The organism is Neobacillus terrae, assembly GCF_011393025.1.
In the GTDB taxonomy this organism is placed as follows: domain Bacteria; phylum Bacillota; class Bacilli; order Bacillales; family Cytobacillaceae; genus Neobacillus_A; species Neobacillus_A terrae.
On the sequence record NZ_JAAOEO010000003.1, the window covers coordinates 43,135 to 60,229 of the forward strand.

A 17,095-nucleotide genomic window follows, 5' to 3' on the forward strand; every position below is an offset into this window, starting at 1 on the left:
CATTTTCCTTTAATTTACAACCCATTTCACTAACGGAAATTTGCACTTTATTTCCTCTTTTAATATATCCATTGATTTATAATCATTTTTCTTCATGTAAGTATTATATAGTCTTTCATAATTCCTATACTTCGGCTCAATTTCAAGTAATCTTTTAAATAACTTCAATGCCTCTTTTATAGATCCGTCTCTTTCTTTTAAAGACCCTAAAATTTCAATATATCCTTTAGAGGACCAATAATTATTTAAATAATCTGTGATAAATTGCCTTGTAATATCTTTTAAACCTGCATCAGTCAAGTCTTTGATTAAGTCAACATCTTCAATTGTGTTATGGTTTGTCAAAATATTCAACAAACCAATGACAGTTTCTCGATCATTTAGTAGGCCTGCTTTAATAATAACTCTTCTTAAGAAGTTTTTTACCCTTGTTGATAACTCAATGTTATCTTTTTTAGAAAGGATGCCATTTAAGATTGTAAAATCATTATTGTTAAAATGATCTTTTGTATAATTTAATAACTCAGTAGAATTTAGTTTAAATGATAGTGCAACTATATCCTCAGCAAGCTCATAAGTTACATTAGATGCTTGTTTCCACTTATTATATGCTTCCATTTCTCTATTGCCGTATTGAAGGGCTATTGTATAAATTTCCTTTTCCACTTTAAGATTGTAGGTCTCTATATAATGTAATAAAAGTTGAGAACGTGTTAAGAAAAGGGTGATGAAAATATTATTTATATCTACTTGTTCTCTAATTGGATAAGAGCTATCAAGGAATTTTCTAGTTTCATTTGGATTGACTTCACCTTTTTTTAATAACTTAATAAGATTTATAAGCGTCGGGAGATGACCTTTATGTTTTTGCAGTGAAACAAAGCTTTGTTCCAGTGCTTTAGGTAAATCCCCTAATTGTTGATACACCCTAGCTAAATTTAAACGAGCAAGGTAACTCCCTACACCCTCTGTTGTCTGTTGATCATTCACTTCTCCTAATTCAAGGCATTTCAAATAGAATGCTTCTGCATCTTTTAAATATCCAAGTGCTTCATATAGTTCTCCAAGAGTAAAGTATAAATCTGTATAGGTTGGAAAGTTGTCTATTGAGTTTAAAATTAATTCTATACCTTCTTCATGCCTTTCAAGATTCAATAAGCATTTGCCCATTTGATTAAGTAAATAGGATAAATATACTCTATCTTTACTTAAGTAATATGCTTTTTTATAAGAACTTAACGCTTTATCAAATTCTCCATTTGCCCTATATTGATTTCCTAAATTAAAATAGTTGTATCCAGTAGGATTATTGTTTACTTCTTCCAAAAGAAGTTTTAAATTCCTGTTATGTTTATTTTTTTTATTATAAGTATTAGATTTATAACCTGTATGATAAATCCAGGTATCAGCTTGCTCTTTTGTGAGTCCATTAAAGTCCTCTATATTTATATGTTCATGAATTTTACCTTTATATTTAAAGCCCCTATGATTTTTAAAAACACGGATGGCTTGGTGATTGAATGTTTGGCTATCCAAGTAGTTTTTTATATTAAAAATATAAAAATCTTTCCCAGATTCAAGATTACGGGAAAGAATAAAGTTATTCTCATCTAAATACTCATCAGCATCCAATACAAGGATGTAATCTGAAGAAGCAAATTTAATTGAGTAGTTTCTAGCTTCTGCAAAATCTCCATTCCATTTAAAATTATAAACTTTAGAGTTAAATTCCTCTGCTATCTGTATAGTAGAATCAGTTGAACCCGTATCTATAATAATAATCTCACTGACTATTTTACTAACACTCTTTAAACATCTTCTTAGGAATTCTTCCTCATTTTTTACAATCATACACAATGAAATAGAATATTTCGACATGATTTTCCGCTCCTGCTTCATTTTAAAAGGGGACCTTAGAATTTCTAAGATCCCCCTCAATATAATTATTAACGTAGTAATTGAAGAACACCCTGTGGCTGTTGGTTTGCTTGTGCAAGCATTGATTGTGCAGCTTGAGAAAGGATGTTGTTTTTCGTCATTGTCATCATTTCTTTAGCCATATCAACGTCACGAATGCGAGACTCAGCAGCTGTTAAGTTTTCATCGGATGTTTGAAGGTTGTTAATTGTATGCTCTAAACGATTTTGTACTGCTCCAAGGTTAGCACGATCCTCAGAAATCACATTAATCGCTGATTGAATTATTGCTAAGTTGGCACTTGCTACAGCATTGAAGTTAGAAGTCACTTGACCTAAGTCAGTTAATCCAGATGCAGATGCTGTATCGATAAGTCCTAATGCACTTGATGTTGCATCAACTAGAGACATAGTAATTGTTTCTCCACCGTTAGCCCCAACTTGGAAAGTAATGTCTGAAGTGGTATTTAATATGTTTTTTGTGTTAAATTTTGTTTGAGAAGCAATATCACCAATTTGATTAGTTAATTGGGTAATCTCAGATTGGATTTTTGATGTATCAGAAGTAGTTAACGTTTCGTTAGCTGCTTGTACAGTCAATTCTGACATACGCTGAAGCATTGATTGAGTTTCATTCAATCCGCCTTCAGCAGTTTGAATTAAAGAAATGCCATCTTGGGAGTTACGTTGCGCTTGCTCTAAACCGTTGATTTGGTTACGCATTTTTTCAGAAATAGCAAGACCAGCTGCATCATCAGCGGCACGGTTGATACGTAATCCAGAAGAAAGCTTCTCCATAGATTTAGAAGTGGCATCAGTGTTTTTAGATAATGCATTGTAAGTATTAAGAGCAGAAATATTGTGATTAATTCTCATTTTTGTTTCCTCCATGAATTATTTTGCTGAATCCACATCCTTGTGGAAATCAGTATAGGCTACAAGTCGCTCAGAGTCGGCCGTCCTCTTTGACGCCTTGTTACATAACTTATATCGGCCGTTCTGCGAAATTGTTAATAGTTTTATAGGATATTTTGCTAAAATAAATTTTTTACTAATATGAAAAACCCTTCCTGTCTCGGAAGGGTTTTTAAAAAATTAATCAATAACTTTTACAACTTTTTTACCGATTACCAAATATCCATTCAAATTACAACGGAACTCTAATTCTTTTTCACCTGTTGTCCAGGTGAAATTGGATCTTTCAAATTTGAACTGGCCCTGCTTAGCCTGATTATAGTAGCCATTATTACTGTTTAACGCTGCAATTCCATTAATTTTTGCACTATTTAAATCCAGCTGGTTAACCGCAAATGATTTTGGCAATTGAACCCGAACGGTAAATACCCCTTTATTTCCCTTAATTACATTTGGCGTTACTTCGATCGATGCCGGGATATATACTGTAAATTTTGTGTTTACTGTTTGGGTGTTCTCGGCAGCATCAGCTGCTAAGATTGTCAATGAGTAAACGCCGGGCTGATCCAATTGAATCTGGTTGAATTTATTTACTACTGTTCCTATTGGATCATTAGGTGAAGATAAAATTACTGTTTCCTTTACAACACCTGATAATAAATCACTTGTGTTGTAATCGAGACTTAATTGGCTGCCCAATTCATATAAGTCGTTAAAGTTTGTTGTTATAACGGGAAGTGTTTTGTCTATTTTCACTTCAACAGTTTGTACAGTTTCCTTATTCCCCGCTTGATCGATTGAATAATAGGAGACCTGGTTTACTCCTTCTGGATTCACAGTGAAGGTTGTTCCCTCTACATAATCTGAACCGTTAATAGAGTAATACGTTTTTGATACTCCGCTTTCACTGTCGTTAGGTGTCAGATTTACTGTGACGTCTGAATTTACCCATGTTTCCGGCGCATCAGAGCTTGTTTCCGGAGCTGTATTATCTATCTTCACTTCTGCTGTCTGTTTTGCTTCTTCATTACCTGCCTGGTCGACTGAGTAGTAGGCAACTTTGTTTACTCCCGCCTGGTCCACCGTAAAAGAAGTTCCCTCTACATAATCTGAACCGTTGATTGAGTAATACGTTTTTGATACTCTGCTTTCACTGTCGTTAGGTGTCAGATTTACTGTGACGTCTGAATTCACCCACGAATTGGGAGCATCGGAGCTTGTCTCTGGTGCCGTTTTATCAATTTTCACTTCAGTTGTTTGGATTTCTTCTTTATTACCTGCCTGGTCGACTGAATAGTAAGCAACCTGGTATACTCCTTCTTGATCCACAGTGAAGGATGTCCCCTCTACATAATCTAAACCTTTGATAGAGTAATAAGTTTTTGACACTCCACTCTCCCTATCGATGGCCGTTAGATGTACTGTTACATCTGAGCTCAACCATGTTTCTGGAGCATCGATGCTTGTTTTTGGGACTGTTTTGTCAATTTTCACTTCAATGGTTTTTGCTTCCTCTTTGTTTCCTGTCTTGTCTACTGAGTAGAAAGAAACAAAGTTAACACCTTCATGTTCAACGGTAAAAGATGTTCCCTCTTTATAATCCGACCCGTTAATTGAATAATACGTTTTATCTACACCAGTTTCATCGTCAGTAGAAGTAAGTGTAATTGTCTGACTAGAAGTTGTCCAATCAGTTCTACCATTTGCAGTAGTTACTGGTGGAGTTGTGTCAGTTATTAGTTTAGCCCAAACAGAATCGGAAGGCTGAGATTCCCCAAATGAATTACTATAGGATGTTACATAATATATATGATTTTTGTAAGAAAGATTAGAAAAGGTATAGGAAAGGTTATTCACGTTTTTGACCAGAAGAACCGGAGTCCCATCTACCATTTCATATATATTATAACCATTTGCGTAAGTTACAAAATTCCATGAAATAACCGCACTTACTGGTCCAGTTACTTTTACAGCTGCCACCGGCGGCTGCATTTCAGGATATATAATGTTTTCAACTGCGGGATTTGATAAAACAGATTCACCAAAGCGGCTGCTGTAAGCAGTTACTTGATAAGTATGCGTTTCTTCCGTCAAATTGTAAATTTTATAGGATAATGCAGTACCATGGTAGATTAATACCTTATTATCTTCGTTAATTTCATATACTCGATACTCGTTTGCCCATGAAACTGAATTCCAGGACAGAGTTACATTGTTTGCATTAAAAATCGTTCCCTGAAGTACTGGCGGCTGAACAATAGGCCAATTTAAGCTGAAGCTTATAGTATTTCCAACAGGAGATTCACCAAAACGATCACTATAGGAGTCAATCTCGTATTGATAATCACCTTCTGGCATATTACTAAAGGTTACTGTAGTTCCTGTCACAGTCCTTTGGAGAACCTTCTCACCATTAATAATTTGGTATACCTTATAAGCGGTGGCATAGGCTGAGCTATTCCAGCTTAATTTTATATCATTCCCATTTAGAATCGAATATGAGAACACGGTCGGTGACTGCATTATTGGGAAAACCAATGAAAAGTCTAATATACTGCCATCTTTGGATTCTCCAAAACGCGGACTGTAAGAGTGAACTTCATATTGATAATCACCTTCTGGCATGTTTACAAAAGTAAGGTTAGTAGCAGTTGTGGTCTTTATAAATGTTTTGTTTCCGTCTTCTACCCTGTAAATATTATAAGCAGAAGCATATAGTGAAGCATTCCAGCTTAATTTTATATCATTGCCGTTAAGGATACTTTTTGTTAGATTTGCAGGCGGCTTCATTTCTGGAAAATCCACAGTAAGAGTGAATAAACTTCCCTCTTCAGATTCTCCAAAACGGTCACTAATGGTATAAACCTCATAAGTATAATCGCCCTCCGCCATATTAGAGAAAGTAACAGTTGTACCACTTACTGTTTTTACAAATTGCTTTTCACCATCAATGATTTGATAGATGTTATAGCCTGTCGCATAAGGAGCGGCATCCCACTTTAATACAACGTCATTGCCGTTAACAATCGTGTTGGTTAAGTTGGTCGGCGGCAGCATTTTGGGAAAAGTAATTGTAGACTCCGCCACGCTTCCTTCTAACGAATCACCAAAACGAGAGCTAACTGAATGAACTTCATAAGCATGCGTTCCTTCAGTTACTTTTGAAAATTGAAAGGAGGTTCCAGCTATTGTACCTTTCAGCACGTCCACTCCATCAATAATTTCATAAATTTTATAACTACTTGCATACTGAACTGAATTCCACTTCAAATTAATATCACTAATATTTAGGATTGTTCCAGTTAAATTTGCCGGCTTGACCATAATCGGGTAGGTTAAATTAAATTGAACCTCAGCGCCCTCAGGAGATTCCCCTAACAGAGAATAATAGGAATCAACTACAAAATCATAATCTCCCTCAGCCTGGTTTGTGTATGTTACGCTTGTCCCGGTTACAGTGCTTTGAAGCAGTTTAAAACCATCAATCATTTTATATACTTTATAGTTTGTCGAATACTGAACCGGACCCCACGTTAATTTAATATCATTACCGTTTAGAATTGTATACTGCAAGTTGGTAGGTGTTCCCATTGCTTGCCCTGTCATTTTTACAGTAACTAAACTGCCATCTTTGGATTCGCCAAATCGGGAAGAATAGGAATGAATTTCATATACATAGTCACCTTGCTGCACATTGCTATAGTTAATTGAGGTACCTGTAACAGTATTTTTTAAATTTTTAGTTCCATTCACTACCTGATATACCTTATAGGATGTAGCATAAGGTGAAGGATCCCAGTTTAATGTAAAAGCTGTAGGGCTTGTAATGGAAGCTTCCGGGTTCCCTGGAGATTCCATTGAAGGATAGAGAAGAGAGAATGACAGAGCAGCTCCTTCAGCAGATTCTCCAAATCTGCTATTGTATGAATGGACCTCATAAGAGTAGTCGCCTTCTGGCATATTAGTATAAGTTACTGAATTTCCAGTGACCGTACTTTTTAGTATTCTTTGACCATTAACAACTTGATAAACTTTATAATTGGTTGTATTGGGCGATGCATCCCAGCTTAAAAGAATGTCATTTCCATTTTGAATCTTATAACTAATACCAGGAGGTTTTTCCATGATAACCGGATCCAGCGTTAATGAAACATCACTGCTTGTCTCTGATTCACCAAAACGACTGTTGTAGGAAGTGATTTCATATTTATAATTTCCAGCTGGCATATTGGTAAAAGAAGCAGTAGTACCAGTTACAGTACTTTTTAACACTCGTTGGCCATCTACTATCTGGTAAATTTTATAGCTTTCAGCATAGGCCGCTGAATTCCAAGTCAACACAATGTCATTAAGATTTTGAACTTTGTAGGCTGCATTATCAGGAGGATTCATCGTCACTGTACTAACCGTTAATTTCACTTGCGTACCTAATTCTGATTCTCCAAAACGATCACTAAATGAATGAACCTCATATACATAATCTCCGCCAGACTGATTAGGATATGTAACCGTTGTTCCAGTGTAGGTTCCTTTTAAAATTCGCTGCCCATCATTAATCTGATAGACTTTATAACCTGTTGCATAAGATGATGCTGACCAGTTTAGTACTACATCGTTAACGTTCTGAAGTTTATAGCTTATAGTACTTGGCGGACTCATTGTAACCGGGCTTACTGTAAGAGACACAGAAGCTCCATTTTCCGATGTTCCAAAACGATCACTTTTAGAATAAATCTTATATTCATAATCTGATGCCGGCACATTGGCAAAAACAGCGTTTGTTGTTGTTACTGCGGTTGCATAAATTTCCTGGCCATCAACTACTTTGTATATCAAGTAACTGTTTGCATAGCTTGCTGCTTGCCATTTTAAATTCACATCATTACCATTTGTTATCGTAAAAGTAAGATTAGTTGGTTCCTTCATTACTGGATAAACTAAGTTTACATCCACTGGAGTGCTAGCGGCAGATTCTCCATAAAGATTGTTTTCTGCAGAAACAGAAAACGCATAATTACCCTCACTTGCATTTTGTATGGTGTATGTACGTGATGTGGTAGAGGTTAAAAGTTTCTTTGACCCGTCAGCAGAAATTTGATAAACATTATATTTATCTGCATATTGGGCTGTTCCCCAATTCAAGACAATGTCATTTCCATTTTGAATAGAACTGGTTAAAGTAGAAGGCGCAGCCATGGTGGGATATACAATATTGACATCTACTGGGGCACATGGTCCCGATTCACCATCTGTACTTAAGGTTGAAACTATGTAGCTGTACTGGCCTTCTGCCTGATTGTTTAAGGAATATGAGTTTGTCTTGGTTGTTCCAACAAAAACCAACTGACCTTCTGTAATTTGATATACATTGTATCCTGTGGCAGCATACACAGAACTCCATGTTAATTTTCCATCATCCGGAGATATAACCTGGTATGCCAGATTGCTAGGCGGCAGCAGGACACCATTATCTGCAGCCAAAGCATTTCCTAGAGGATAAAAGAGTTGAAAAAAAAGCAGGAGTAAAACAAATATTGAACTTACCTTTCGATACCTTTCTATCTTAATCTCCACCTTTCCTGGTGAAAAAGGCCCATAAAAAAGAACCTCTTACAAGGTTCATAGAAATCGGGCTATGATTCCTTGCGGCAACCGGCTGCCTTCCAAAAGAATAGTAGTTCTAATGGGTCAGGCCCTTGGCTTTGCGTCTCATAGTTTCCTATGATTTGCCTTTTTCACTTGGTAATTTATAACTTTATTATTTTATATTAATTCTTTTAACCTAAAAAATTAATAGGTATTTGTACCCATTCATTGCGCGAATTCTTCTTTTTAATAAAAAAATGTAAAAAATAAAGGATTTTTCGTGTCATTTTATTCATTAATTATTATATTAAGCATGTTTGATATGTCCTTGGTAGCTAGCTGGTTTTCTCCTTGGATAAGATCGTAAATTTCTTTCCGGTAAACTTCCACCTTTTTAGGAGCTTTGATTCCTATTTTCACCTGATCATTTTTAGTTGAAATAATAGTAATTTCTATATCATCCCCTATTTTAATGGATTCGCCGTTTTTTCTGGTTAGGACTAACAATGAACTCACCCTTTCGGAAAAATGGGATGTTTAGTTTTGTATTTTCCATCATTCAATATGACTTGCTTTGCACTCAAATTTGTATTGTTAATAATAATAGGAGCTTGCAGGTTTGCTGTTGTTTCTTTAAAGGGATCCGAAACAGTTAGAATTGTATATACTTGAATCTCTTTTTCAGATGCTAACTCCAATTCTTCCACAGCAGAATTTTCTAATTCAAAATCATAATCAGGAAAAAAGTTAAAAGGACTAGTCACTACAAAAGCGACATTAGAGTTTAAGACAGACTGCATAATTAAATAGGTTTGTTTATCTGATAACGGGAGCATAATGAATTTTTTTTCATCCGGAAATCCTGGTACTCCTTTTTCAAAATGGAGGATTTCACCTTGGTTTATTTCTAATTCTCCGTGATATTTGGTATTAATAATCATTCAATCACAACCTTAAATAGTTTGTTCATAATTGGGTCCGACATACTTTAAATTTACAAAGTCGGTTTTTATTGATGGATAATCCTTTAGAGACGTTTCAACCTTTCCAGGATAGTAATTGAGTATAGGTTTATTATTCTGGACGTTTATGACTGGTCTATTTACTTTCCATTGAATATCCAGTTTTCCAGGATCATAATTAATTTGAACACTTCCTATAGAGGGAATCCACCCAAGTCTAAATTCATGTTCGGGAAGAAAAGAATGTTTTTTAGCTTGGTCTGCAATAGGTTTCCCCCCATTTTCAATCCTCATAAGTTCATCGCCCTCTTGTGCACGTCGTGCGATTCCTTCAAGGAGATCTTGTTGTCCCTTCTGAGCAGCTTCGCTTATCCTTTGAGGTGTACTTTTTAAATCAACATCTGCCCTTGCCTTTGTTTGATCAATTGTCAGCCTTGAAGGAGTTCGATTAATTTCCATGTCAGCTTGTGGCTGCTGGATATTTAAATCTGCTGGCGGCTGTTCAATCTCCACTTTAGCATTTTGAGTGGTAATCTGGATCGCAGCATTCGTTGACTCCAGTCTTATTTGTGGAAGCCTCATCTTTCCACCTCCTAGTAAAAAAAGCTATTCTTATTCGAATAGCTTCTATCTTAAAAAGTCCATTAATGTTGGCTGAATAATCCTCGAACCTACACTTAAAGCTGCACGGTGCACACTTTCCTGAGTTGTCATATCCATGATGACTTTCTCAATATCGGCATCTTCATTATCAGAAAGTACCTTGTTAGCCAGAACATCTTGCTGGTCTATACGGTTTTCAACTAAATCGAGGCGGTTTGTTCGAGCACCCAATTCAGAGCGCTCTGTAGACAAGTTGGTAATCACTTTATCCAGCTTTGCTGTAAATCCCTCTAAGTCAACAGAATTATCATTTTGAAGTGCCGCCTGAATGCCTCCTACAACATCAAATAGTTCCTGATTGAAAGTATTTGCTGGATTCACATTTGCTTTTAAGGAAACTCCCTTAGAAACTTCTACATTGTAACTATTAATTGCTGGATCGGTTAAATTTGCTACAACCTGGGGTGGATCCTCTTGAGCAACAGGCGGATTTGTTACATCTGTTCCATGAAAGATATACCTTCCGGCCACTTGAGTATTTGCTGTTTTTACTAAATCCTGATTTAATTGACCGACTTCCACTGCGATTGCCTGTCGGTCGGAGGGGCTAAGTGTATTATTTTGTCCCTGCACCAGTAGCTCTCTTACACGCTGCAATGTACTATTTGCCTGGGATAATCCTGCTTCAGAATTATCCATCCATAAATGAAGTTCTGATAAGTTCCTTTTATATTGCTCTATCCCTGTCAAATCAGAACGGTAGAACATACCTTTCATAGCTACAACAGGATCATCGGAGGGCTTTGTTATCTTTTTACCAGTAGAAAGCTGGTCTTGGTATTTACCCATTTTCAAGTAGCTATTACTAAGGTTGCGAAGCGAGTTGGAGGCGAGCATTGATTGTGTAATACGCATTTCATTTCACCTATCTTCCACCGGTTCCCATACCGTTAATAATTTTATCAAGCATTTCATCCTGAATCGTAATCATTCTTGCCGAAGCATTATAAGCGTGCTGGAACTGGACCATATTTGTCATTTCCTCGTCCAATGAAACTGAGCTAACTGATTGACGCTTTTGATCCACAGACTGTTGGAGTGACGATGTATTTGCAGCAAGTCGCGTTGCTTCTTGTGAAATTACCGCCATTCCACCAATTACATTTTGATAATAATTTCTAAAGTCAGACATTTGATTAGGACTGTATTCCAGCTTCTGATTTATGACATTCGCCAAAGCAGTAATATTAGTAGAATCACCTAAAGTTGCTTTGGTTGGATCCGTTCCGCCTGCGGTCGCAATATTATCAAGGCTTGCATTAATTTGATCTGATAGACCAATTCTTGCTGCATAACCTTTTTGAACATCAGTAGGTGTTGCACCAGAGAAAAATGGAATTTCTTCTGTTTTACCAGATGCAATTTCATTTGGGCTTAATCCTTTGGAGTGAACATCGTTGAATTCCATTGCGAAAGTAAACGCCAAATTATCCAGATCATTAAGCATTTTTGAATAGACACCTGTTTCTGATCCATTACTCTCGTATCCATAAGATTCAATTAAAGCACTCAATTTTCCAGATGAGTTCAAGTTTGAAAAATCAATATTTGTTGAGCCAATAGAAATAGTTTTTACAGATCCATCAACTCCGTTGTAATTCACATTCAGCTGATTGGAACTTGAACCACCTAAGAGAATACCAAGCTCTGAACCACTATCATTTATAAGTTTGACAGTTGCTGTTCCTTCTGCTTTTGGATCCGCATTACCTTTGGAGGGTTCATATTCAACTTTAATATTTACTAGAGACGATAACTGATCAATCAACCTATCCCTTTCATCGTAAAGATCATTAGGCAATAAACCATGAGGCTCGACACTACCAATTTGTTTATTAACCTGGTCCAATTGGTATGTAATAGAATTTATTTCTTTTACAGTAACATCAATCTGGTCATTTTGATCCTGTTTTACAGTAGAAAGAGAACTATATAAATAATTAAAGGTTTCTGAAACTGCTTCTCCACGCTGACGAACTACAGACCGAGCGCCTGAGTTTGTTGGATCAACAGCCAAATCTTGCAGCGACTGCCAGAATTGGTCCATTACCGTTGATAAACCTGAATCGGACGGTTCATTCATAATGCTTTCCATCTTGTCCATGGAATCTGCACGAGTTTGCCAATAGCCCAGTTTATTATTTTCGTTGCGATATTGGACATCAAGGAAACTCTCACGAATCCTCTGAACAGAATCAGCTTTTACCCCTGTACCCATTTGGCCGGGCAACTGAGGCATATTCATTCCAGCTCCAGGATATGGTTCTGTCTGAGAAAAATTCACACGCTGCCTTGAGTAGCCTGGTGTACTGGCATTAGCAACGTTTTGACCTGTTGTATATAAAGCGCTCTGCTGGGTAAACATACCCCGCCGCGCTGTTTCTAATCCCATAAAGGTTGAACGCATAATCGTTCCTCCATTTTAATATTATGCCCTGCTATTAAACATTCCTGAGCTCTGACTCTTTCGTTTTCCCGCCTCAGGACCATAATTGATCGTATCTGGCTGCGGAGCAATCAAGTTCAATGATAAATTTACGAATTGCAGTGATTGATAAATTAACTGCTGGTTCAAATCATTTTTTCCCTTGATTTGATGAACGGTTTCAAAAAGCTCAGAACGGATTTGCTGAAGTTTTTCCTTTTCCGCACCCTCCAGAAAATTAAGGCAATCTGAAATAGAGGGCTTGTCCAGGATAGGAACAATACGGGAGGCGATGCTCTCCCGCTCGCCTTCTAATTTCTTAATTGCCGCTATATGGGCCTGTTCTTCCTTTAATAGCTGGGTAAGGGCATCCATATCTCCTTTTTTTACGATGTCAGTTTTCCGTTCTGCCAGGCTGCAAAGGCTTTGATGAAGCTTTAAAAGCTTCTCCATCACAGCTATCAATTTTTCAGAATCCATGTTATCCCCTCCCTGCTATTATTTTTTGAAAAAATTCACCATGTTTTTGGCAGTTTCTTTAGCATCTACTTTATAGGTGCCGTTTTCCACCTGGATTTTTAGCTGATCGATTTTAGCCTGGCGCTCTTTGCCCAACTGGGAAACCCCTTGAAGCTCCTTTGCTGCAGAGGATATTTCCACTTTATCAGCAGTCTTTCCAGGAGATTTACTGATATTGTCGATCTTGTTCATTTGGCGCTTGTAGGGATTAACTCCTTGAGTTCCAAAATTATTTATCTTCATGGTTATAACCTCTCTTCCATCCCGGACATTTTCCCCTATAACTATTATCGGATAAATCACTGTACTTTTTAAATATTTTATATGATTAAGTAAAAATTGCCTAGAAAAATACGCTGCATTGTTTTATGCAGCTTACTTTCCTCTCGAAGTATAATACGTCGCTTTCTCACGATTAGACAGCTCTCGTTTTCGTTCTTCCTCATATGCATGGCTTTTAAGGTCATCTCTTAATTCATCCTGGCATTTATCACAAAGCTTACCGGTTCGAATGATATGACCACACTTGTCACATGGATAACCCAGATTTGGAAATTGCACAGTTTGCAGGCGCCCTTTTTTAACAAACTTATAGATTAATTCTTCCTCAACACCTGTTTGAGTGCAAACCTGCTCAATTGTGGCTGCACGGTTTTCACGACGGCGCATAAACTTAAAGACTGTCTCAAAGTTAGTCTCTTCCTGTTTCCAGCACTTCTGACAAACATCCCTGAACTGACTTTTCACAAAAATTTCATTGCATTTAGGACAGTTTGATAAATTCTCCATCCCATTTCCCCCTGTTTCTTTAGTTCAGCCTCTTGCTAATGTAAATGACTCAACACTCTTTGCTCCTGCTTCTTTTAAAAGTTTAGCAGCATGCCTAAGTGTTGACCCTGTAGTATATATATCGTCAATAAGGACAACTTTTTTACCGTAAATTTTAGTGTCCTCCGTTATTTGAAATACCTGGGGAAGATGAATTCTCTCGTTTCGTGTCTTTTTTGACTGCTTTTCTGTGTGGACTCGAGTAAGGATACCTAATGTGGCAGGGATGCCCGCACCGGAGAGTAGCGCCTCTGACTGATTAAATCCCCGCTCAAAAAGCCTTTCTTCACTCAAAGGGATAGGAATGAAAACATCGCCAATAAGTTTTTCTTTTATTGGGTTGGCAAATGCTTTTGCAATGACATAATCGCCACGGTACTTAAAGCGGGCAATTACTTCTTTCAAAAAATCATTGTAGACATAGAGTGAGATATTTCTTTCAAGCACTCCTTGCCATTCAGGATCTTCTTCCCAGCGAACGCAATCAATGCATAGGTCCTCTCTTCTAAATTCATTCAGTATGCGACAGCATAACCTGCAGGTTTCTCCTAAAATCGGCTGTAGTTTCCCCTCGCAATCCGAACATAACAGTTTTTCTTTTTCAGGTGAGAACAGGGAAACCCAGCCCACAGGCAAGTTAATTATTTCATGACACAGGAGGCAGCGGTCAGCTCGAAATAGGTTCATGGATCGACCAGTCCCTTCTTTACAGCCTCTCGATTCATCGCGACTATCTGTTTCCTCGCCTTCAGCATCGCCTCTGTTTTTCCATAATGAAAAAAAGTAACATCCCCAGTTGGAAACTTCGGACTTCTCCCTGCCCTTCCGGCAATCTGAACAAGTGCACTTTCAGTAAAGGTATCTTCTTCGGCTCCAATGACGGCAACATCAATATTCGGAAACGTCACTCCTCGTTCAAGAATCGTTGTCGTAAGCAGAATTAGTATTAGGTTATCACGCATCTTTTGGACCTTCTCTTTGCGGTCAGGGTCTTCCGCATGTACAGACTCTACTTTGGAATCAATCTGGCGGAGAATAGGTAAGGCTTTTTCCATGATTTTGATGTTTGGAAAAAAGATTAAAGATTGTTTATTTACTCCAAGTCTCTGTTGAACCCATTTGCAAACCGGCGCTGGCATTTTGCCCTTAGTTAAAAGCTTTTTCCAATTACCACACCACTCGAATAGGGGAACTGGTAAAGGGTGGCGATGGAACCTAGCTGGTATGGTTACAAAGTCTCTTTTACCTGATCGGCACTCCCTTTGCCACTTCGTACTTGGTGTTGCGGTAAGATAAATAATTGCAGATTCCGGCTTTCTTGCTTGGACCGCCGCATACTTAAGTGATTCTTCCACTGTATAGGGAAAAGCATCTACTTCATCAAGAATAAGAGTGTCGAAGGCGTTATAAAAACGGAGAAGCTGGTGAGTAGTTGAAATGGTTAGCGGGGCGTAAACATGGCGGTCCTCACTGCCGCCATAGAGGGCAGCAATAGGAATATTGGGGAAAGCGGATTTCAAGCGGGGGACAAGCTCTAATACAACATCTGTTCTTGGAGTCGCAATACAAACACGTTTTTTCTTTGCAAGTGCAGCTTCTATCCCCGGAAAAAGAATTTCTGTCTTTCCTGCTCCGCACACTGCCCAAACAAGAAGTTCCTTGTTTTTCCGGATAGCTTCCGCCACTCTAATCGAGGCTGCACTCTGCCCCTTAGAAAGAGTTCCATTCCATTCAAGGATTTTGTCCGGCAGCTGTATTTCAGGCGGTGGGCCGCTCCACCCAACTAATTGAGTACATTCGCTAATCCTGCCCATCATAATACACTTCCGGCAGTAAACTTCAGTATTCCTGCAACGGGCGCATGGGAATTTGGCAAACCAAACCGGATCGGAATTACCGCACCGGTTACAAATTGGCTTTTTATTTTTGAAAGTAATACCTTCTTTATAGGTAACTTCCTCATAGTTGAGAAGATCAGATGGCGGAAACGAAAGCTCGTCAGGAAGAAGCTGCTTGCCGGAGAGGATTGATTGGAGTTCATTTTTCAACATAAAAACACTTCCTTAATTCATATACTCTCCCTCTGGTGGAACCTGAGGAGGGCAAATTGATAGACTTCAGGAGTTTTGACTGATATCGCTTGACGGGAGATGAAGAAATCGACGCATTTCAGAATTAGTTATTGCAAATCCAAACAGAACACAGTACTCGTTTAGAGTTTCAAGATGCGCATCATTTGAAAATGTTCCGCATTGCGAACACTTCCATTTCCCGCGACAATAATCCATACCTATCTTAGAACAAGCCGGGCAGCGAACACCTGTTAATATATCTGATTTTTCAAGTTGATAGAGTTTTTAGATTTCACATCGCTCGCGGGTTCATGCTTTTTCAAAAGAAGGCGGCTTGCTTTTTGAATTGTTTTATTTTCGAGGATTTCTTTTTGATGGGATTTCTCTATTTGTTCTATTTTGAGGTTTAGCGAGTGGGCATGGCATACTTTATGGAATATTGGAGATCCAAGTGGTTTTAGGATGGTGGAAGGGCGACTGATGACAACACAGTATTCTATAAGCAGATCAGGAAGTCCGTTCTGCTTAATAAATAGTTTGAGCAGCCTTTGCTGTCTTTTTGCCTGTGAGAGTGGATCTTCAAAACCTTGTTCATTGCCATCAGAGCCAATCCTTATCATCTGCTCGCTCTTTTGATCAAAGTATAAAGTACCAGAAATATTCTTTATTTCGAGAATGAGAGCAAATTTCTTAGAGAGGAGTAATGTGTCAATTTGAAAATAAGTATCTTCATAGGGTAATCGCAAACCATAAAAAATTGTATTTTCTTTTTGGGGAAGAAATTTAAGATAATAGTCTACTGCAACCTCACCGTTATATCCTGCCGTTCTTTTAAAAAGCGCTTCTTCGATAATAGGCATTTTCGAATGATTTGGTGATAACCGACCGTTCTTTAATATCTCCAACACGAGTAATTTGTGAGGTTTAGATCGCCTATTAGCATACAAAAGTTATTCCTCCTTTCTATTTTTTATATTTCTTGTTGAGCATTTAGATTTCCTGCTGATTTGGCGGTAAAATTATTAACTTTTTGAGTCTTAAAATACCAAGTTGATTTTATTCCGCGGAATCTAGTTTGTATTCCGCGGAGTTGAGAACTTAGTCCGCAGACTTTTACCCTAATTCCGCGAACCTAAAGGAGTATTCCGCCGAATTCGCTTTTTATTCCGCCAAACCCCAAAAATGACCCTTCCGGCCTTACCGGAAGGG

General features: G+C 37.8%; 14 protein-coding genes and 1 riboswitch. All 14 genes read right to left on the minus strand.

Features of this window, described 5'->3' with window-relative positions:
* Positions 1–9 precede the first annotated feature (9 nt).
* The 14 genes from G8761_RS04915 to G8761_RS04980 all read right to left on the minus strand — a co-directional run bounded on the left by G8761_RS04915 (position 10) and on the right by G8761_RS04980 (position 16,833).
* Positions 10–1,878: a glycosyltransferase family 2 protein gene (locus G8761_RS04915; RefSeq protein WP_166024271.1), complete on the minus strand. Its 1,869-nt coding sequence runs from the start codon at positions 1,876–1,878 to the stop codon at positions 10–12.
* 68 nt (positions 1,879–1,946) lie between these two features.
* Entirely contained in the window at positions 1,947–2,792 is an 846-nt protein-coding gene (locus G8761_RS04920) for a flagellin N-terminal helical domain-containing protein (protein ID WP_166024273.1), read from the minus strand.
* A 219-nt stretch (positions 2,793–3,011) separates the two neighbouring features.
* Positions 3,012–8,312, minus strand: coding sequence for an OmpL47-type beta-barrel domain-containing protein (locus tag G8761_RS04925; RefSeq protein ID WP_243449895.1), 5,301 nt, complete (start codon positions 8,310–8,312; stop codon positions 3,012–3,014).
* A gap of 163 nt (positions 8,313–8,475) precedes the next feature.
* Positions 8,476–8,572, minus strand: a riboswitch (cyclic di-GMP riboswitch).
* A gap of 133 nt (positions 8,573–8,705) precedes the next feature.
* A complete protein-coding gene (gene csrA, locus G8761_RS04930) occupies positions 8,706–8,924 on the minus strand; it encodes a carbon storage regulator CsrA (RefSeq protein WP_166024276.1) in 219 nt (72 codons plus the stop codon).
* A 5-nt stretch (positions 8,925–8,929) separates the two neighbouring features.
* Positions 8,930–9,358 (minus strand): flagellar assembly protein FliW, encoded by a 429-nt coding sequence (gene fliW, locus G8761_RS04935; protein WP_166024278.1) that lies wholly within the window; start codon positions 9,356–9,358, stop codon positions 8,930–8,932.
* A gap of 12 nt (positions 9,359–9,370) precedes the next feature.
* Positions 9,371–9,961, minus strand: coding sequence for a DUF6470 family protein (locus G8761_RS04940; RefSeq protein ID WP_166024280.1), 591 nt, complete (start codon positions 9,959–9,961; stop codon positions 9,371–9,373).
* Positions 9,962–10,006: 45 nt separating this feature from the next.
* Entirely contained in the window at positions 10,007–10,897 is an 891-nt protein-coding gene (flgL, locus tag G8761_RS04945) for a flagellar hook-associated protein FlgL (protein WP_166024282.1), read from the minus strand.
* A 10-nt stretch (positions 10,898–10,907) separates the two neighbouring features.
* The gene (gene flgK / locus G8761_RS04950) at positions 10,908–12,449 is read right to left on the minus strand and encodes a flagellar hook-associated protein FlgK (RefSeq protein ID WP_166024283.1); all 1,542 of its coding nucleotides are present in this window, start codon (positions 12,447–12,449) and stop codon (positions 10,908–10,910) included.
* 21 nt (positions 12,450–12,470) lie between these two features.
* Entirely contained in the window at positions 12,471–12,947 is a 477-nt protein-coding gene (locus G8761_RS04955) for a flagellar protein FlgN (protein ID WP_166024285.1), read from the minus strand.
* Between the two features lie 18 nt (positions 12,948–12,965).
* Positions 12,966–13,229, minus strand: a complete 264-nt coding sequence (gene flgM, locus G8761_RS04960) for a flagellar biosynthesis anti-sigma factor FlgM (RefSeq protein ID WP_166024287.1) — start codon at positions 13,227–13,229, stop codon at positions 12,966–12,968.
* 132 nt (positions 13,230–13,361) lie between these two features.
* Positions 13,362–13,775, minus strand: a complete 414-nt coding sequence (locus tag G8761_RS04965) for a TIGR03826 family flagellar region protein (RefSeq protein WP_166024289.1) — start codon at positions 13,773–13,775, stop codon at positions 13,362–13,364.
* A 24-nt stretch (positions 13,776–13,799) separates the two neighbouring features.
* On the minus strand, positions 13,800–14,501 hold the full coding sequence (locus G8761_RS04970) for a ComF family protein (RefSeq protein WP_166024291.1): 702 nt from the start codon (positions 14,499–14,501) through the stop codon (positions 13,800–13,802).
* The gene (locus G8761_RS04975) at positions 14,498–15,865 is read right to left on the minus strand and encodes an ATP-dependent helicase ComFA (protein ID WP_166024293.1); all 1,368 of its coding nucleotides are present in this window, start codon (positions 15,863–15,865) and stop codon (positions 14,498–14,500) included. The genes G8761_RS04970 and G8761_RS04975 overlap by 4 nt, the downstream gene beginning before the upstream one ends.
* A gap of 272 nt (positions 15,866–16,137) precedes the next feature.
* Positions 16,138–16,833, minus strand: a complete 696-nt coding sequence (locus G8761_RS04980; protein ID WP_166024295.1) for a nuclease-related domain-containing protein — start codon at positions 16,831–16,833, stop codon at positions 16,138–16,140.
* Positions 16,834–17,095: the final 262 nt, after the last annotated feature.